The organism is Pseudomonas sp. F007, from assembly GCF_057814275.1.
In genome coordinates, this window is the sequence record NZ_JBVATA010000001.1 from 561,070 (window position 1) to 579,926 (window position 18,857).

An 18,857-nucleotide genomic window follows, 5' to 3' on the forward strand; every position below is an offset into this window, starting at 1 on the left:
TTGTAACGGAAAGCCCGGCGCGATGCGCGATCTGCCCGACAGACTTCGCTACGCCGCCGCCACGGTCACCGGCACGCCATTGAGCGCAGCATTGCCCGACAGCTCGTCGAGGTGGCGCTCATCGGTCAGGTCATTGGCACTCGAACCGGGTTGCGCCGTGGCGATCGCCATCTGCACCCCGGGCCTTGCGTGGCCCCAGCCGTGGGGCAGACTGACCACCCCGGGCATCATCTCGGCACTGCCCAACACCTCGACCTCGATTGCCCCGACCCGCGAGCTGACCCGCACCCGCTGCCCGTCCACCAGCCCGCGAGCGGCCAGGTCATCCGGATGCATCAGCAGTTGATGGCGCGGTTTGCCCTTCACCAGGCGGTGATAATTGTGCATCCACGAATTGTTACTGCGCACATGGCGACGACCGATCATCAGCAACTCGCCGGCCGGCGGCACCTGCAAGGAGGCAAAGCGCGCCAGGTCGGAGAGAATCGCCGCGGGTGCTGCCTGCACCCGCTGATTGGCGGTTTTCAGGCGCGGCGCCAGGTTGGGCTTGAGCGCGCCCAGGTCGACCCCATGGGGGTGGTCATTCAGGGTGTCCAGCGACAACTTGTGCGGCGCGCCATCACCATAACGCCCGGCGCGCAGGCCGAAGTCGATCATCTGTGCCGGCGCCATGGTCGGTTTGAGTTCCTTGCCGGTCCTGCCGGCAAAGGCTCGGGCCAGGCCGACAAAGATCTCCCAGTCATGCAGCGCGCCCTGCGGCTTTGGCAGAATTGCCCGGTTGAAGCGGCTGACGTTACGCACCGCGAACATGTTGAACGTGGTGTCGTAGTGATCGTTTTCCAGGGCCGAGGTCGAGGGCAGGATCAGGTCGGCGTAGCGCGTGGTCTCGTTGATGTACAGGTCGATACTGACCATGAACTCCAGCCCGTCCAGCGCCTGCTCCAGTTGCCGGCCATTGGGCGTCGACAACACCGGGTTTCCGGCGACCGTGACCAACGCGCGAATCTGCCCGGCGCCCGGGGTGAGCATTTCCTCGGCCAGCGCCGACACTGGCAGCTCTCCGGCATACTCCGGACGCCCGGAAACCCGACTTTGCCACTGATTGAAATGTCCGCCGGACGTGCTGGCCACCAGGTCCACCGCCGGCTCGGTGCACAGCGCACCGCCGACTCGATCGAGGTTGCCGGTGACCAGGTTGATCACCTGCACCAGCCAATGGCACAAGGTACCGAATGCCTGGGTCGATACCCCCATCCGGCCATAGCAGACCGCCGTGCGAGCAGCGGCGAAATCCCTGGCCAACTGGCGGATCTGTTCGGCCGGCACCGCGCACAACGGGCTCATGGCTTCGGCGCTGAACGCCGCAACAGCCGCTCGCACTTCATCCAGGCCGTCGACCGGCAAATGGCTATCACGCGTCAGGCCTTCGCTGAACAGGGTATTGAGCAGACCGAACAGCAACGCCGCATCACCACCGGGTCGCACAAACAGGTGCTGGTCGGCCATCGCCGCCGTCTCGCTGCGCCGTGGATCGACCACCACCACCTTGCCGCCACGCGCCTGGATCGCCCGCAGGCGTTTCTCGACATCCGGCACGGTCATGATGCTGCCATTGGACGCCAGCGGGTTGCCGCCGAGGATCAGCATGAAGTCGGTGTGGTCGATGTCCGGGATCGGCAACAGAAAGCCGTGGCCGTACATCAGGTAGCTGCTCAAGTGCTGCGGAAGTTGGTCGACCGAGGTCGCGGAAAACCGGTTGCGGGTTTTCAGCAGCCCGAGAAAGTAATTGCTGTGGGTCATCAGCCCATAGTTGTGCACGCTGGGATTGCCCTGGTACACCGCGACAGCATTCTGCCCGTGCTCGGCCTGAATACTCGCCAGGCGCTCGGCCACCAGCGTGAACGCCTCGTCCCAGCCAATGGCCTGCCAGTCGTTTCCCACGCGACGCATCGGTTGGCGCAGGCGGTCGGGATCGTTCTGGATATCCTGCAGGGCCACGGCCTTGGGGCAGATGTGGCCGCGACTGAAGGTGTCCTGCGCATCGCCCTTGATCGAGGTGATCTGCAGGCCGGCATCGTCACTGACGGTGGTTTCGATGGTCAAGCCGCAAATGGCTTCACACAGGTGGCAGGCACGGTGATGAAGCGTCTTGGTCATGGCCATTCTCTGTTTTATTCGCAGGCAACCAAAGGACGGTCGCGGGAATCAAACTATGGGCCGTGATCGAGTGACGCACCAGCGACGTTCGTCCCGTGAATCGGCCGCCATCAGGCCTGCCGATACTGGCCCCGATGCTGGCGACTGGCGGGCCGCAAAACGACCAGTACGTTGGCGCGAACGCCCGACTCGATTGCCAAGGCGCGCGACGGCAGTGTACAAAGGACCCGCTGCTGTCAGGAACCAGGCTTCAAAAGCGCTATTGCGGTCACCCCGTAGCCCCTCCGAATCCCCTAAAAACCGTAGCCCCGTGGCAAGACGCGACATTTAATGTCAATATTGCGCCTTCCCCTATTTCGTCGCCCCGTGCGGCTTACGCCGCAGGTCTCGCCCGTTTTTCAGATAAACCAGGCTTTGAGTATCTGCGGTCCGTTGCAAAAAGGTAGTCAATGATGAGCGCAAGGCACTTTCTCTCCCTGATGGATTGCACGCCCGAAGAGCTGGTCAGCGTGATCCGTCGAGGCATTGAGCTCAAAGACCTGCGTAATCGCGGCGTACTCTTCGAGCCGCTGAAAAATCGCGTCCTGGGGATGATCTTCGAGAAATCCTCGACCCGTACTCGCCTGTCGTTCGAAGCCGGCATGATCCAGCTCGGCGGCCAGGCCATTTTCCTCTCGCCCCGCGATACCCAACTGGGCCGTGGCGAGCCGATCGGCGACTGCGCCATCGTCATGTCGCGCATGCTCGACGCGGTGATGATCCGCACCTTCGCCCACTGCACCCTGACCGAATTCGCCGCCAACTCGCGGGTACCGGTGATCAACGGCCTGTCCGATGACCTGCACCCGTGCCAGTTGCTGGCCGACATGCAGACCTTCCTCGAACATCGCGGCTCGATCCAGGGCAAGACCGTGGCCTGGATCGGCGACGGCAACAACATGTGCAACAGCTATATAGAAGCCGCCATCCAGTTCGACTTCCAGCTGCGCATCGCCTGCCCCGAAGGCTACGAGCCGAACCCGCAGTTCGTCGCGGCGGCCGGTGAGCGCGTGACCATCGTTCGCGATCCGCAGGACGCCGTGCGTGGCGCCCACCTGGTGAGCACCGATGTCTGGACCTCCATGGGCCAGGAAGAAGAAACCGCCAAGCGCCTCAAGCTGTTCGCGCCCTACCAGGTCAATCGCGCCCTGCTCGACCTCGCGGCCGAAGACGTGCTGTTCATGCATTGCCTGCCGGCGCACCGTGGCGAAGAAATCAGCATGGACCTGCTCGACGATGCCCGCTCCGTCGCCTGGGACCAGGCCGAGAACCGCCTGCATGCGCAGAAGGCCCTGCTCGAATTTCTCGTGCCACCGGCGTACCACCACGCATGAGCCATCCATTACTGCTGAACCTGCGCAACCTCGCCTGCGGCTACCAGGACCAACGCGTGGTGCAGAACCTCAATCTGCACCTCAACGCCGGTGATATCGGCTGCCTGCTGGGCTCCTCCGGTTGCGGCAAGACCACTACCCTGCGCGCGATCGCCGGTTTCGAACCGGTGCATGAAGGGGAAATCCAACTGGCGGGGGAAACCATTTCCAGCGCCGGTTTTACCCTTGCGCCGGAGAAACGTCGGATCGGCATGGTGTTCCAGGACTACGCGCTGTTTCCGCACTTGAGCGTGGCGGACAACATCGCCTTCGGCATTCGCAAGCATCCGCAGAAAGACCGGGTCACCGAGGAAATGCTCGAACTGGTCAACCTGAAGAACCTCGGCAAGCGCTATCCCCACGAGCTGTCCGGTGGACAGCAGCAACGGGTGGCCCTGGCCCGAGCGCTGGCACCGGAACCGCAACTGCTGCTGCTCGACGAGCCCTTCTCCAACCTCGATGGTGAATTGCGCCGCAAGCTCAGCCATGAGGTTCGCGATATTCTGAAAAGCCGCGGCACCAGTGCGATCCTGGTGACTCATGACCAGGAAGAAGCCTTCGCCGTCAGCGATCAGGTCGGCGTCTTCAAGGAGGGCCGCCTGGAGCAATGGGATACGCCCTACAACCTGTATCACGAACCGGCGACACCCTTTGTCGCGAGTTTTATCGGCCAGGGCTATTTCATTCGTGGTCAGTTACGCACGCCTGAATCGGTGCAGACCGAGCTCGGTGAATTGCGCGGCAATCGCGCCTACACCTGGCCGGCCGGCGGCGCGGTGGATGTACTGCTGCGTCCGGACGATATCGTCTACGCGCCCGACAGCGCGTTGAAGGCGCGGATCGTCGGCAAGACCTTCCTCGGCGCCTCGACCCTGTACCGCCTGCAACTGCCCACCGGCAGCCAACTGGAGTCGATTTTCCCCAGCCATGCCGACCACGAGGTCGGGGCCGATGTCGGCATTCGCGTAGCGGCCGAACACCTGGTGCTGTTCCAGGCATCGGGCAGTACGGCGGCGCAGATTTCGGCAGTTGAGTCAGGCGTGCGCCGGTACAGCACCGCTAGCTGATTTTTTGTAGGAGCGAACCTGCTCGCGAAGATTGCCAGCACACCGCATCGACTCGGAATGCTCGCGTTATCGTTGGCGATCTTCGCTGGCAAGCCAGCTCCTACACATTCAGCGTACGGCACAAAGCGTCAATTGAGGTGCAACGTGCCGCTGGCCACCAACGTCGCATCGCCACCGATCTTCACCCGCTCACCTTCCAGCCGGCAAATCAACTCCCCACCCCGCGCCGAACACTGGTAGGCCGTCAGGCTGTCCTTGTCCAATTGCTGAGCCCAGTACGGAATCAACAGGCAGTGGGTCGAACCGGTGACTGGGTCTTCATTGATGCCGATCGCCGGCGCAAAAAACCGCGAGACGAAATCATGCCGGTCGCCGCGAGCGGTGACGATCGCGCCCAGCCATGGCAATTTCGCCAGCGCCGCCATGTCCGGTCGACACTCGCGTACCGCCTGCTCCGAGTCCAGCACCACGAACAATTGATTGGTACCCAGCACTTCAACCGGCTGCACCCCGAGCGCCTCGGCGATCTGCGGATTGGCCGCCACAGCGGGCGGTGCGATCGCCGGGAAGTCCAGCCACAGGCGCCCATCTTCGCGCATCACGCTCAATGGCCCGGACTTGCAGACAAAGTCGAGACGCTCGGCCGGCTCCTTGTAGACATTGAACAACACATAAGCGCTGGCCAAGGTCGCATGACCGCACAACGGCACCTCGGTAGTCGGGGTAAACCAGCGGATATGCCAGGCCTGGCCTTCACGCACGACAAACGCGGTCTCGGCCAGGTTATGTTCGGCCGCAATGCGTTGCATCAGCTCATCACTGAGCCAGGCATCGAGCCGATAGACCATCGCCGGATTGCCGCTGAACGGACGGTCACTGAATGCATCGACCTGATGGAAGGCTAACGCCATGATTGCTCTCCTTGTTATGTAGGCAAATGCAAGCATGCAGGACTGAAACGGCGCCAGACAGTGACAGAGAAAGGCGTTTTTCACCATACAGGCTGAGCGTCAGACGCGACCTATATCCGCGAACTTGCCCTGGGTATGTTCAGCCAGCACTGAAGCCGCCAATTCAACCTCCAGCCCACGACGTCCGGCACTCACATGAATCGTCGCAAAGCCCTGGGCGCTGCTGTCGATAAAGGTACGCAGGCGTTTCTTCTGCCCCAACGGGCTGATGCCACCCAACAGGTAACCCGTCGCCCGCTGCGCCGCCGCCGGGTCGGCCATCTCGACCTTCTTCACCCCTGCGGCATGGGCCAGCGCCTTGAGATCGAGGCTGCCCGCGACGGGCACCACTGCCACCAGCAATTCGGCTTTTTCACTGGCTGCCAGCAGCGTCTTGAACACCTGCGCTGGATCCAGACCGAGTTTTTCCGCCGCCTCCAGGCCATAGGACGCCGACTTTGGATCATGTTCGTAACTGTGCACACGATGTTCGGCGCGAACTTTTTTCAGCAGGTCCAATGCGGGGGTCATGGCAGCTCCAAGCCTGGCGAATGAGAAAAATGCTGGGCCGGATTCTAGGCCATCGCAGGCCAAAAGGCTCTACGCAGAGGCCCAAAACCTGGGGCCACAACCAACAGCACAGGGCCGCGAGGGCTGATTCAAACTGTAGGACACTCGCCCATTCATCCGGCGAATAGTTCTATTGTGACCGACAGTTCACTTTCGACCTTTGACAGCAGCGTTTCTTGTCTATATTTTTTCGAATCTGAATAATATGCGAAGATTCCTACGCGACACCCCAGCAGTAAGCCTGGAAAAGGATGGGGATCCTGCCCAGGTGAAAATCGCGCCCTGCCCCTGTCGGGTGTGCGCAGACAACAACAAAAAACGAGGTTTTCAATGACGACTGCTTTACACCAACCCACGCTCTCGAGCCAATGCATGGCCGAGTTCCTGGGCACTGCCCTGCTCATCTTTTTCGGTACCGGTTGTGTCGCCGCGCTCAAGGTCGCGGGCGCCAGCTTTGGCTTGTGGGAAATCAGCATCATCTGGGGCGTCGGCGTGAGCATGGCGATCTACCTCACCGCGGGCGTTTCCGGTGCCCACCTGAATCCGGCCGTGAGCATCGCCCTGAGCATTTTCACCGACTTTGAAAAGCGCAAACTGCCGTTCTACATACTCGCGCAGATCGCCGGCGCCTTCTGCGGGGCATTGTTGGTTTACACGCTCTACAGCAACCTGTTCTTCGATTTCGAACAGACCCACCACATGGTACGTGGCAGCCAGGCGAGCCTGGAGTTGGCCTCGGTATTCTCGACCTTTCCCAACCCGGTGCTGTCTACCAGCCAGGCCTTTTTGGTGGAGATGATCATCACCGCGATCCTGATGGGCGTGATCATGTCCCTGACCGACGATAACAACGGCTTGCCCAAGGGCCCGCTGGCGCCGCTGCTGATTGGCCTGTTGATCGCCGTGATCGGCAGCTCGATGGGCCCGCTGACCGGCTTCGCGATGAACCCGGCGCGGGACTTCGGCCCTAAACTCATGACGTTCTTTGCGGGCTGGGGTGAAGTCTCCCTGACGGGCGGCCGAGATATCCCGTACTTCCTGATTCCGATTTTCGCGCCGATTGTCGGTGCATGCCTTGGCGCCGCCGCCTATCGCGGGCTGATTGCCCGTCACCTGCCGGGCGCCGAAGCCGCTACAACAGATGCACAAACAGCCATTGATGGCAAAGCTCGAATTTCCTGATAGCGGCGGCGCGTGATCCTGCCCAGAATTGATTACGCGCTCCGATCCACTTCCTTATTTCGTCCAAGGCAATCGACATGACCGACACACAGAATAAGAACTACATCATTGCCCTCGATCAGGGTACGACCAGCTCGCGAGCGATCATCTTCGATCGTGACGCCAACGTGGTCTGCACCGCCCAACGTGAATTCGCCCAGCATTACCCGCAGGCCGGCTGGGTCGAACATGATCCAATGGAAATCTTCGCCACCCAGAGCGCAGTGATGGTCGAGGCCCTGGCGCAAGCTGGCCTGCACCATGATCAGGTCGCGGCCATCGGCATCACCAACCAACGTGAAACCACCGTGGTCTGGGACAAGACTTCCGGCCGGCCGATCTACAACGCCATCGTCTGGCAGTGCCGACGTAGCACCGAAATCTGCGAGCAGCTCAAACGTGACGGCCACGAGCAATACATCAGCGAAACCACTGGCCTGGTCACCGACCCGTACTTCTCCGGCACCAAGCTGAAATGGATCCTCGACAACGTCGAAGGCAGCCGCGAGCGCGCGCGCAACGGTGAGTTGCTATTTGGCACCGTCGACAGCTGGCTGATCTGGAAATTCAGCGGCGGCAAGACCCACGTCACCGACTACACCAACGCCTCGCGCACCCTGCTTTTCAACATCCACACGCTTGAGTGGGATGCGAAGATGCTCGAGCTGCTGGACATCCCTCGCGAGATGTTGCCGGAAGTGAAATCCTCGTCGCAAATCTACGGCCACACCAAGAGCGGCATCGCCATCGGCGGTATCGCCGGCGACCAGCAGGCCGCCCTGTTCGGCCAGATGTGCGTTGAGCCAGGCCAGGCGAAAAACACCTACGGCACCGGCTGCTTCCTGTTGATGAACACCGGCAGCAAGGCGGTGAAATCCAGCCACGGCATGCTCACTACCATCGCCTGCGGCCCCCGCGGCGAAGTGGCTTATGCCCTGGAAGGCGCGGTATTCAACGGCGGCTCCACCGTGCAGTGGTTGCGCGACGAGTTGAAGATCATCAATGACGCCCACGACACCGAGTACTTCGCCAACAAGGTCAAGGACAGCAACGGTGTCTACCTGGTGCCGGCCTTCACCGGTCTTGGCGCGCCGTACTGGGACCCCTACGCCCGTGGTGCGCTGTTCGGCCTGACCCGTGGCGTACGCGTCGACCACATCATTCGTGCAGCGCTGGAGTCGATTGCCTACCAGACCCGCGACGTACTCGATGCCATGCAACAGGACGCCGGCGAACGCCTCAAGGCCCTGCGCGTGGATGGCGGCGCGGTAGCCAACAACTTCCTCATGCAATTCCAGGCCGATATTCTCGGCACCCAGGTCGAGCGCCCGCAGATGCGCGAAACCACCGCCCTCGGCGCGGCGTACCTGGCGGGCCTGGCCTGCGGCTTCTGGGGCAGCCTCGACGAATTGCGCGGCAAGGCGGTGATCGAACGCGAGTTCGAGCCGCAACTGGACGAAGCGGCGAAGGAAAAACTCTACGCTGGCTGGAAAAAAGCGGTCAGTCGGACACGCGAATGGGAACCCCACGAAGGCGCTGAATAAGCCATCCAGCGGACTCGTATCGGCATGTAACTGGTCGGCAGCAGATTCCTGCGGCATCATGGGCAAATTTTGCACGGCAGCCCAAAGGACGCCCATGAATCTGCCTCCCCGTCAGCAGCAAATTCTCGAACTGGTCCGCGAGCGCGGCTATGTCAGCATCGAGGAAATGGCCCAACTGTTCGTTGTCACCCCGCAGACCATCCGCCGCGATATCAATCAACTGGCCGAAGACAATCTGCTGCGTCGCTACCATGGCGGCGCAGCCTATGACTCCAGCGTCGAAAACACCGCCTACGCCATGCGCGCGGACCAGATGCGCGACGAGAAACAGCGGATCGGCGAAGCCATCGCCCGGCAGATCCCCGATCACGCCTCGCTGTTCATCAATATCGGCACCACCACCGAATCCATCGCCCGGGCGCTGCTCAACCACAGCCACCTGAAGATCATCACCAATAACCTGCACGTGGCCTCGATGCTCAGCGCCAAGGACGACTTCGATGTCCTGCTGACCGGCGGCACTGTGCGCCGCGATGGTGGCGTGGTTGGCCAGGCCAGTGTCGACTTCATCAATCAGTTCAAGGTTGACTACGCCCTGGTCGGCATCAGCGGCATTGACGAAGATGGCAGCCTGCTCGACTTCGACTATCAGGAAGTACGGGTCTCCCAGGCGATCATTGCCAATGCCCGGCAGGTGATTCTCGCCGCCGACTCAAGCAAATTCGGGCGCAACGCCATGATTCGCCTGGGTCCCATCAGCCTGGTCGACTGCCTGGTCACCGATCAGCAACCGGTGCCTGCACTGGCTCAACTGCTCAACCAGCACAAGATCCGCCTGGAAGTCGTTTAACCCTCCCCTCCCGTCCATGCTCCCTCCCGGGAGCATGTCGCGGCATTTCATGTTCGAAAATTTTCCTTTACCTGCCCTGCGATGAGTTTTTTCAATCGAAGGCGACTGGCTGTGGGCGTATTTATCGGCTACCATTTTCACAAATGAACATTAATGTTCGAATTCCAATACAGATAATCAAAATGCCTGAGGCTTGCCGATGCCCACTTCTTCCCTGACGCCCCCACTCGCCGAGGTCTATGACGTTGCCGTAATCGGTGGCGGCATCAATGGCGTCGGGATTGCAGCAGATGCCGCAGGCCGCGGGCTTTCGGTGTTCCTTTGCGAAAAGGACGACCTGGCCAGCCACACCTCGTCCGCCAGCAGCAAGTTGATCCATGGCGGGCTGCGCTACCTCGAACATTACGAGTTCCGCCTGGTGCGCGAAGCCCTGGCCGAACGGGAAGTCCTGTTGCGCAAGGCCCCGCACATCGTCAAGCAGATGCGCTTCGTGCTGCCGCACCGCCCGCACCTGCGTCCGGCCTGGATGATTCGCGCCGGCCTGTTCCTGTATGACAACCTGGGCAAGCGCGAACAGCTCGCCGGCTCGAAAAGCCTCAAGTTCGGCGCCGACAGCGCATTGAAAAGCGAAATCACCAAGGGTTTCGAGTACTCCGATTGCTGGGTCGACGACGCCCGCCTGGTGGTACTCAACGCCATGGCCGCCCGCGAAAAGGGGGCTCACATCCACACCCAGACCCGTTGTGTCAGCGCCCGTCGCAGCAAGGGCCTGTGGCACCTGCATCTGGAGCGCGCCGATGGCAGCCTGCTGTCGATCCGCGCAAAGGCGCTGGTCAACGCCGCCGGCCCGTGGGTGGCCAAGTTCATCCGCGATGACCTGAAGATGGAGTCGCCCTATGGCATCCGCCTGATCCAGGGCAGCCACCTGATCGTGCCGAAACTGTATGAAGGCGAACACGCGCACATCCTGCAAAACGAAGATCAGCGCATCGTCTTCACCATTCCCTACCTCAACCACTTCACCTTGATCGGCACCACCGATCGCGAATACACCGGCGATCCGGCCAAGGTGGCGATTACCGAAGGCGAGACCGACTACCTGATCAAGGTGGTCAATGCGCACTTCAAGAAACAGATCAGCCGTGACGACATCCTGCACACCTATTCCGGTGTTCGTCCGCTGTGCAACGACGAATCCGACAACCCTTCGGCCGTGACCCGCGACTACACCCTGGCACTGTCCGGCAATGGCGAAGAGGCACCGTTGCTGTCGGTGTTCGGCGGCAAGCTGACCACCTACCGCAAACTGGCCGAGTCAGCCATGGCACAGTTGGCGCCGTATTTCACCCAGATGAAATCGAGCTGGACCGCCCAGGCCACCCTGCCTGGCGGCGAGGACATGAGCACCCCGCAGGCGTTGTGCGCGTTGATTCGCGACAAGTACGACTGGGTCCCGACGGAAATTGCCCGGCGCTGGGCAACTACTTATGGCAGCCGCACCTGGCGCATGCTCGAAGGCGTCGAAAACCTCGACGACCTGGGCGAACACCTGGGCGGCGGGCTGTACAGCCGTGAAGTCGACTACCTGTGCAGTGATGAATGGGCCACCACCGCCCACGATATCCTCTGGCGGCGCAGCAAGCTGGGCTTGTTCACTACCGCCGACGAGCAGGCCAGCGTGCAGCGCTACCTGGACAAGGTGCAGGTCAACCGCAGCAAGATCGAAGCTGCCTGAGCGACTCCAGCCGATAAAAACCAAGCCCCCGGATCCCGCGACCCGGGGGCTTTTTACATCCTGTAAAACATACCCATGGCGAATGCATTCGGTTTTCCGAACGCGACCCGGCAGTCAATTCGGTTAACCGGACCAAATGTCCGCATTTATCCCGCCACAAATATTTAATATCCTTATAAATCAGTAGCTTGAGCTTTTACTACTGGGCTGGCACGACTCATGCTCTACACTCTGCACGAATGCCTGATGTGCCAACACTTCAGGAGCCCGACAGGCATTCCGCTGCACAAGAGGACCGAAGAACTGGTCCCATAAAAAAAACAATGTCGAGGAAAATTTGATGCGTATCGTTCCCCACATCCTGGGCGCAGCCATTGCTGCCGCACTGATCAGCACGCCAGTTTTCGCCGCCGAGCTCACCGGCACTCTGAAGAAGATCAAAGAGTCCGGCACCATCACCCTGGGCCACCGCGACGCTTCCATCCCGTTTTCCTACATTGCAGATGCTTCCGGCAAACCGGTCGGCTACTCCCACGACATCCAGTTGGCCGTCGTCGAAGCGCTGAAAAAAGACCTGGACATGCCGGACCTGAAGGTCAAGTACAACCTGGTGACTTCGCAAACCCGTATTCCGCTGGTGCAAAACGGCACCGTGGACCTGGAATGCGGCTCCACCACCAACAACGTCGAGCGTCAGCAGCAAGTTGACTTCTCCGTCGGCATCTTCGAAATCGGTACCCGTCTGCTGTCCAAAAAGGACTCGACCTACAAGGATTTCGCTGACCTGAAAGGCAAGAACGTCGTGACCACCGCGGGCACCACGTCCGAGCGCATCCTCAAGTCGATGAACGCCGACAAGCAGATGGGCATGAATGTCATCTCGGCCAAAGACCACGGCGAATCGTTCCAGATGCTGGAATCGGGCCGCGCGGTAGCCTTCATGATGGACGACGCGCTGCTGGCCGGTGAAATGGCCAAGGCCAAGAAGCCAACCGACTGGGCCGTGACCGGTACCCCACAGTCGTTCGAAATCTACGGCTGCATGGTTCGCAAGGGCGATGCTTCGTTCAAGAAGGCAGTGGACGACGCCATCGTCGCCACCTACAAGTCGGGCGAGATCACCAAGATCTACGACAAATGGTTCCTGCAGCCAATCCCGCCAAAAGGCCTGAACCTGAACTTCCCGATGAGCGACGAGCTCAAGGCCCTGATCGCCACGCCGACCGACAAAGCGGCTGACGACAAGAAATCCTGATTTCTGACTAACCTTATCTCCTGAAAGGGCGCCTGCCCTTCCAGGAGACTGTCACTACCTGCTGGCATTTTTGGAAACACTCGAACCGGTGGCTGTCGAGCCGCTCGCGTGTGCCTGGCTGTCACGCCAGGAGGGAACGGAGTTCCCCCAGGCAGGTGCTTGAACATCGATTGATCTGAGGGGAGACCCTAATGAATTACAACTGGGATTGGGGCGTGTTCTTCAAGTCCACCGGCGTGGGCAGCGAGACCTATCTCGACTGGTTCATTTCCGGGCTGGGCTGGACCATCGCCATTGCTATCGTGGCCTGGATCATTGCATTGCTGCTGGGCTCGATACTGGGCGTGATGCGCACCGTGCCGAACCGGATCGTAGCCGGCATCGCGACCTGCTACGTCGAACTGTTCCGTAACGTACCGCTGCTGGTCCAGCTGTTCATCTGGTACTTCCTGGTGCCCGACCTGCTGCCGCAGAACCTGCAGGACTGGTACAAGCAGGACCTCAACCCGACCACCTCGGCCTACCTGAGCGTTGTTGTGTGCCTGGGCCTGTTCACCGCCGCCCGCGTCTGCGAACAAGTACGTACCGGTATCCAGGCGCTGCCACGTGGCCAGGAATCCGCTGCCCGTGCCATGGGCTTCAGCCTGCCGCAGATCTACTGGAACGTGCTGCTGCCCCAGGCCTACCGGATCATTATTCCGCCGCTCACCTCGGAATTTCTCAACGTCTTCAAGAACTCGTCCGTCGCCTCGCTGATCGGCCTGATGGAGTTGCTCGCGCAAACCAAACAGACCGCCGAGTTCTCCGCCAACCTGTTCGAAGCCTTCACCCTGGCCACCCTGATCTACTTCACCCTGAACATGAGCCTGATGCTGCTGATGCGCCTGGTCGAGAAGAAAGTCGCAGTGCCCGGCCTGATCTCCGTGGGGGGTAAATAATGGAACTCGATTTCAGTGGCATCATCCCGGCCATTCCCGGTCTGTGGAACGGCATGGTGATGACCCTCAAGCTGATGGCGCTCGGCGTCGTTGGCGGGTTGATCATCGGTACTGTGCTGGCCTTGATGCGCTTGTCCCACAACAAGCTGCTGTCGAACTTTGCCGGTGCCTACGTCAACTATTTCCGTTCGATTCCGCTGCTGCTGGTGATCACCTGGTTCTACCTGGCGGTCCCGTTCGTGCTGCGCTGGATCACCGGCGAAGACACGCCGATCGGCGCCTTCACCTCGTGCATCGTGGCCTTCATGATGTTTGAAGCCGCGTACTTCTGCGAAATCGTCCGGGCTGGCGTGCAGTCGATCCCCAAGGGCCAGATGGGTGCAGCCAAGGCCCTGGGCATGACCTACGGCCAGATGATGCGCCTGATCATCCTGCCGCAGGCGTTCCGCAAGATGACGCCGTTGTTGCTGCAACAGAGCATCATCCTGTTCCAGGACACCTCGCTGGTCTATACCGTCGGCCTGGTGGACTTCCTCAACGCATCGCGCGCCAGTGGCGACATCATTGGCCGCTCCAATGAGTTCCTGGTATTCGCCGGTCTCGTGTACTTCATCATCAGCTTTGCCGCCTCGCAGCTGGTCAAGCGTCTGCAAAAAAGGTTCGCCGTATGATCTCTATCAAGAACATCAACAAGTGGTATGGGGACTTCCAGGTGCTGACTGACTGCAGCACCGACGTCAAGAAAGGTGAGGTGATCGTGGTCTGCGGCCCGTCGGGCTCCGGCAAGTCGACCCTGATCAAGTGTGTCAACGCCCTGGAACCGTTCCAGAAAGGCGATATCGTGGTCGATGGCACCTCGATTGCCGACCCGAAGACCAACCTGCCGAAACTGCGTTCGCGGGTGGGCATGGTGTTCCAGCATTTCGAGCTGTTCCCGCACCTGACCATCACCGAAAACCTGACCATCGCGCAGATCAAGGTCCTTGGCCGCAGCAAGGAAGAGGCGACCAAGAAAGGCCTGCAGTTGCTCGACCGGGTCGGCCTTTCGGCGCACGCCCACAAGCACCCTGGCCAGCTCTCCGGTGGTCAGCAGCAGCGTGTGGCAATCGCCCGCGCCCTGGCCATGGACCCGATCGTCATGCTGTTCGACGAACCGACCTCGGCCCTCGACCCGGAAATGGTCAACGAAGTACTGGACGTGATGGTGCAACTGGCCCACGAAGGCATGACCATGATGTGCGTGACCCACGAAATGGGCTTTGCGCGCAAAGTGGCAGACCGAGTGATCTTCATGGACGCCGGCAAAATCATCGAGGACTGCCCGAAAGAAGAGTTCTTCGGCGACATCAACGCCCGCGCCGAACGCACCCAGCACTTCCTCAACAAGATTTTGCAGCACTAAGCGATACACACAAACCCTGTAGGAGCGGGCTTGCCCGCGAAGACGGCAGCACATTCAACGGCAATGTGTCTGACACACCGCCATCGCGACGGTTCGACGCCTCGACAAGCTCGCTCCTACAGGGGGGCTGTGGCGGCTTTACAAGTGTTGTGGTTGACCCAAGGCAACTGTGATGAAATGCGACCCCAATCTTTATCGCGCCGCACCGCCATCACTTGCCGTGAAACCTCGTCTGATTCGCCATTTGTTCCTGCCGCCGCTGATCATCCTGATGATGAGCGCCCTGGGCTACCTCGGCTTCTGGGTCAGCGAGCACAACGGCATTCGCAGCCTCGGCGAAAACGGCCAACGCCAGCTCGAACTGCACGCCCGTGCGGTCGAAAGCGAAATCAGCAAATACACCTACCTGCCCAGCCTGCTGGAACTCGAATCCAGTGTTTCGCAACTGCTGGCCGAGCCAACGCCGGAACACCGGCAAGCGGTCAATACCTACCTTGAAGGCCTGAACCGGCGTAGCCGCAGTCGGGCTATCTACGTGATGGACACCACCGGCCGGGTGCTGGCCACCAGCAACTGGCGCGACGTCGACAGTTACCTCGGCGAAGACCTGTCCTTCCGTGCCTACTTCCAGAACGCCGTACGCGGCCAGCCCGGCCGCTTCTACGGGATCGGCAGTACCAACGGCGAGCCCGGCTACTACCTGGCCCACGGTCTCGAAGAACAGGGCAAGATCATCGGTGTCGCGGTGGTCAAGGTGCGCCTCGAAGCCCTCGAGGAACGCTGGCAGCGCGCGCGCCTGGAGGCGTTCGTCAGCGACGAGAACGGCATCATCATTCTCTCCAGCGATCCGGCGCGCCGCCTCAAGGCCGTACGCCCCCTGAGCGACGACACCAAGGAACGCCTGGCCCGCAGCCTGCAATACTACTGGTTCACCCTCAACGAACTGGAACCGCTGGCCCGTGAGCGCCTGGCCGAGGGCATGGAAAAACTCACCTTCCCGGCCAATGCCGAGGTGGTGTCCGACGGTGAAGCCATCAGCTACCTGTCACAGACCCGCCCGCTCAGTGACACGCCGTGGAACTTCACCCTGCTGACGCCGCTGCAAGACCTGCGGCGCGAAGCCATCAACCAGGGCATCCTGATGGCCGTGGCCTTCGCCCTGGTCGCGTTCCTGCTGATTGCCTGGAACGAGCGGCGCAAGGTCATCGCCACCCGCCTCGCCGCCCGGGAAGCCCTGCAGGAAGCCAACAGTCAACTGGAGCGACGGATTACCGAACGCACCAGCGACCTGCGCGCCAGCAACGAACGCCTCAAGGGGCAGATTCGCGAGCGGCGCCTGGCCGAAGAAACCCTGCGCCGCGCCCAGGACGAACTGATCCAGGCCGGCAAGCTGGCCGCCATCGGCCAGATGTCTACCAGCATCGCCCACGAATTGAACCAACCGCTGGCGGCCCTGCGCACGTTGTCGGGCAATACCGTGCGTTTCCTCGAACGCGGGCAACTGGACATCGCCAGTGCCAACCTGAAGACCATCAACGAATTGATCGATCGCATGGGCCGCATCACCGCCAGCCTGCGCTCCTTTGCCCGGCGCGGCGACGACAAGGGCCAGGCCAGCCTCGGCAAGGCCGTGGACGCCGCCCTGCAATTGCTCGCCGCACGCCTGGAAGGCAGTCACCTGCAGATCCATCGAGCGTTCACCGACCAGCAAGTGCAGATCGACCAGACGCGCCTCGAGCAAATCCTCGTCAACCTGATCGGCAACGCCCTCGACGCCATGCAGGCGCAACCGCAGCCCGAACTGTGGCTTGAAGGCGAATTGGTCGAGAGCAAGTACCGCCTGCGCGTTCGCGACAATGGCCACGGCATCGACGCCGAGGCGCGCAAGCATCTGTTCGAACCGTTTTTCACCACCAAACCCGGCGAGCAGGGGCTGGGCCTCGGCCTGACCCTCTCGGCGAGCCTGGCCGCCGCCACCGGCGGCAGCCTCGGCGTCGAACACCCGGCCAGTGGTGGTACCGCTTTCGTTCTCGGTTTACCGTTGGTAAGCCCTTATCCTGCCGAGCCGATATGAACAACGACTTAACTGTGCTGATCGTCGAAGACGATCCCCATGTCCTGCTCGGATGCCAGCAGGCCCTGGCCCTGGAAGACATCCCCTGCACCGGTGTCGGTAGCGCCGAAGCGGCCCTGGCACTGGTCGGCGACAACTTCGCCGGGATCGTCATCAGTGACATTCGCCTGCCCGGCATCGATGGCCTGGAACTGCTCGGCCGTCTCAAGGCCCGCGACCGCAGCCTGCCGGTGGTGCTGATCACCGGTCACGGCGACATCTCCATGGCGGTCGACGCCATGCAGAAAGGCGCCTACGACTTCATGGAGAAACCCTTCTCCCCTGAACGCCTGGTGGACGTCGCCCGCCGCGCCCTGGAGCAACGCAGCCTGGCCCGGGAAGTCAGCTCGTTGCGCCGCCAGTTGGCCGAGCGTGACTCCCTTGAAGGACGGATCATCGGCCGCTCGCCGGCCATGCAGCACCTGCGCGAATTGATCGCCAACGTCGGCGATACCTCGGCCAACGTGCTGATCGAAGGCGAGACCGGCACCGGCAAGGAACTGGTTGCCCGCTGCCTGCACGACTTCAGTCGGCGCCAGGCTCAACCTTTCGTCGCCCTGAACTGCGGCGGCTTGCCGGAGAACCTGTTCGAAAGCGAAATCTTCGGCCACGAAGCCAACGCCTTCACCGGTGCCGGCAAACGGCGAATCGGCAAGATCGAACACGCCAACGGCGGCACCCTGTTCCTCGATGAAGTGGAAAGCATGCCGTTGCCGCTGCAGATCAAACTGCTGCGGGTCCTGCAGGAGCGCACCCTCGAACGCCTGGGTTCGAACCAGAGCGTGGCAGTCGACTGCCGGGTGATTGCCGCCACCAAGTCCGACCTCGACGAACTGGGACGCGCCGGGCAGTTTCGCAGCGACCTGTATTACCGCCTCAACGTGGTAACCCTGGAACTGCCGCCGCTGCGCGAGCGCCGCGAAGACATCCTGCAATTGTTCGAGCACTTTCTGCAGCAGTCGTCCCTGCGCTTCGACCGGGCTGCGCCCGAGCTGGATAACCAGACCCTGTCGAACCTGATGAGCCACGACTGGCCGGGCAACGTGCGTGAACTGCGCAACGTCGCCGAGCGTTTCGCCCTCGGCCTGCCGGCGTTCAAGAAATCTGGAAATACTGGTGCAGCCCAGGGCCTGGCGTTTTCCGAAGCGGTGGAAGCCTTCGAGCGCAACCTGCTCAACGACGCCCTGCAGCGCAGCGGTGGCAACCTGACCCAGGCCAGCCTGGAATTGGGCATGGCCAAGACCACGCTGTTCGACAAGGTCAAGAAGTACGGCCTCAGCCACTAACCCGCAGCGAGCATACCCATGGATCTGTTATTGAAAGCGGCACTGGGTGCCGCCGTGGTGGTGATTCTCGCCGCACTGGCCAAGACCAGGAACTACTACATCGCCGGGCTGGTGCCATTGTTCCCGACCTTCGCCCTGATTGCCCACTACATCGTCGGCAAGGGCCGCTCGCTGGACGACCTGAAGACCACCATCGTCTTCGGCATGTGGTCGATCATTCCCTACTTCGTCTACCTCGCGACCCTGTACGTGATGGTCGACAAGATGCGCCTGGAAGCATCGCTGGCGGTGGCCGCGGTGGCCTGGTTGATGGCCGCGACCGTGCTGGTCAGCGTCTGGGTCAGGGTCCACGCCTGA

16 protein-coding genes are annotated in these 18,857 nt (G+C 61.4%); 13 read left to right on the forward strand and 3 right to left on the reverse strand.

The window, feature by feature from the left end; translation table 11 throughout:
• Window positions 1-48: 48 nt before the first annotated feature.
• The gene (locus tag ACZYR5_RS02710; RefSeq protein WP_489088020.1) at window positions 49-2,157 is read right to left on the reverse strand and encodes a molybdopterin oxidoreductase family protein; all 2,109 of its coding nucleotides are present in this window, start codon (window positions 2,155-2,157) and stop codon (window positions 49-51) included.
• Between the two features lie 452 nt (window positions 2,158-2,609).
• Between ACZYR5_RS02710 and argF the strand changes: the two genes are divergently transcribed.
• Both argF and ACZYR5_RS02720 read left to right on the forward strand, forming a co-directional pair.
• The gene (gene argF / locus ACZYR5_RS02715) at window positions 2,610-3,530 is read left to right on the forward strand and encodes an ornithine carbamoyltransferase (RefSeq protein ID WP_489088019.1); all 921 of its coding nucleotides are present in this window, start codon (window positions 2,610-2,612) and stop codon (window positions 3,528-3,530) included.
• Entirely contained in the window at window positions 3,527-4,636 is a 1,110-nt protein-coding gene (locus ACZYR5_RS02720; protein WP_489088018.1) for an ABC transporter ATP-binding protein, read from the forward strand. Before argF ends, ACZYR5_RS02720 begins: the two co-directional genes overlap by 4 nt.
• A gap of 128 nt (window positions 4,637-4,764) precedes the next feature.
• On the opposite strand, the gene ACZYR5_RS02725 is transcribed toward ACZYR5_RS02720, so the two are convergent.
• Window positions 4,765-5,547, reverse strand: coding sequence for a PhzF family phenazine biosynthesis protein (locus ACZYR5_RS02725; RefSeq protein ID WP_489088017.1), 783 nt, complete (start codon window positions 5,545-5,547; stop codon window positions 4,765-4,767).
• 99 nt (window positions 5,548-5,646) lie between these two features.
• Entirely contained in the window at window positions 5,647-6,117 is a 471-nt protein-coding gene (gene ybaK, locus ACZYR5_RS02730) for a Cys-tRNA(Pro) deacylase (RefSeq protein ID WP_489088016.1), read from the reverse strand.
• 369 nt (window positions 6,118-6,486) lie between these two features.
• Here ybaK and ACZYR5_RS02735 point away from each other — a divergent pair, with 369 nt between their 5' ends.
• From ACZYR5_RS02735 to ACZYR5_RS02785, 11 genes are all read left to right on the forward strand, one after another.
• Window positions 6,487-7,338 carry an MIP/aquaporin family protein gene (locus tag ACZYR5_RS02735; protein WP_489088015.1) on the forward strand — a complete coding sequence of 284 codons (852 nt, stop codon included), beginning with the start codon at window positions 6,487-6,489 and terminating at the stop codon, window positions 7,336-7,338.
• Between the two features lie 77 nt (window positions 7,339-7,415).
• Entirely contained in the window at window positions 7,416-8,921 is a 1,506-nt protein-coding gene (glpK, locus tag ACZYR5_RS02740; protein ID WP_489088014.1) for a glycerol kinase GlpK, read from the forward strand.
• 94 nt (window positions 8,922-9,015) lie between these two features.
• Entirely contained in the window at window positions 9,016-9,771 is a 756-nt protein-coding gene (locus ACZYR5_RS02745) for a DeoR/GlpR family transcriptional regulator (protein WP_489088013.1), read from the forward strand.
• A gap of 199 nt (window positions 9,772-9,970) precedes the next feature.
• Entirely contained in the window at window positions 9,971-11,506 is a 1,536-nt protein-coding gene (glpD, locus tag ACZYR5_RS02750; protein ID WP_489088012.1) for a glycerol-3-phosphate dehydrogenase, read from the forward strand.
• Between the two features lie 340 nt (window positions 11,507-11,846).
• Complete coding sequence (locus ACZYR5_RS02755; RefSeq protein ID WP_489088011.1) at window positions 11,847-12,761, forward strand: glutamate/aspartate ABC transporter substrate-binding protein; 915 nt, start codon at window positions 11,847-11,849, stop codon at window positions 12,759-12,761.
• A 191-nt stretch (window positions 12,762-12,952) separates the two neighbouring features.
• Window positions 12,953-13,699, forward strand: a complete 747-nt coding sequence (locus tag ACZYR5_RS02760; protein ID WP_489088010.1) for an amino acid ABC transporter permease — start codon at window positions 12,953-12,955, stop codon at window positions 13,697-13,699.
• Window positions 13,699-14,370 carry an amino acid ABC transporter permease gene (locus ACZYR5_RS02765; protein ID WP_489088009.1) on the forward strand — a complete coding sequence of 224 codons (672 nt, stop codon included), beginning with the start codon at window positions 13,699-13,701 and terminating at the stop codon, window positions 14,368-14,370. Before ACZYR5_RS02760 ends, ACZYR5_RS02765 begins: the two co-directional genes overlap by 1 nt.
• Complete coding sequence (locus tag ACZYR5_RS02770) at window positions 14,367-15,101, forward strand: amino acid ABC transporter ATP-binding protein (protein WP_489088008.1); 735 nt, start codon at window positions 14,367-14,369, stop codon at window positions 15,099-15,101. Before ACZYR5_RS02765 ends, ACZYR5_RS02770 begins: the two co-directional genes overlap by 4 nt.
• A gap of 172 nt (window positions 15,102-15,273) precedes the next feature.
• Window positions 15,274-17,175 carry a two-component sensor histidine kinase AauS gene (gene aauS, locus ACZYR5_RS02775; RefSeq protein ID WP_489088007.1) on the forward strand — a complete coding sequence of 634 codons (1,902 nt, stop codon included), beginning with the start codon at window positions 15,274-15,276 and terminating at the stop codon, window positions 17,173-17,175.
• Entirely contained in the window at window positions 17,172-18,500 is a 1,329-nt protein-coding gene (gene aauR / locus ACZYR5_RS02780; RefSeq protein WP_489088006.1) for a two-component response regulator AauR, read from the forward strand. Before aauS ends, aauR begins: the two co-directional genes overlap by 4 nt.
• Before the next feature lie 18 nt (window positions 18,501-18,518).
• Window positions 18,519-18,857: a GlpM family protein gene (locus tag ACZYR5_RS02785; protein ID WP_489088005.1), complete on the forward strand. Its 339-nt coding sequence runs from the start codon at window positions 18,519-18,521 to the stop codon at window positions 18,855-18,857.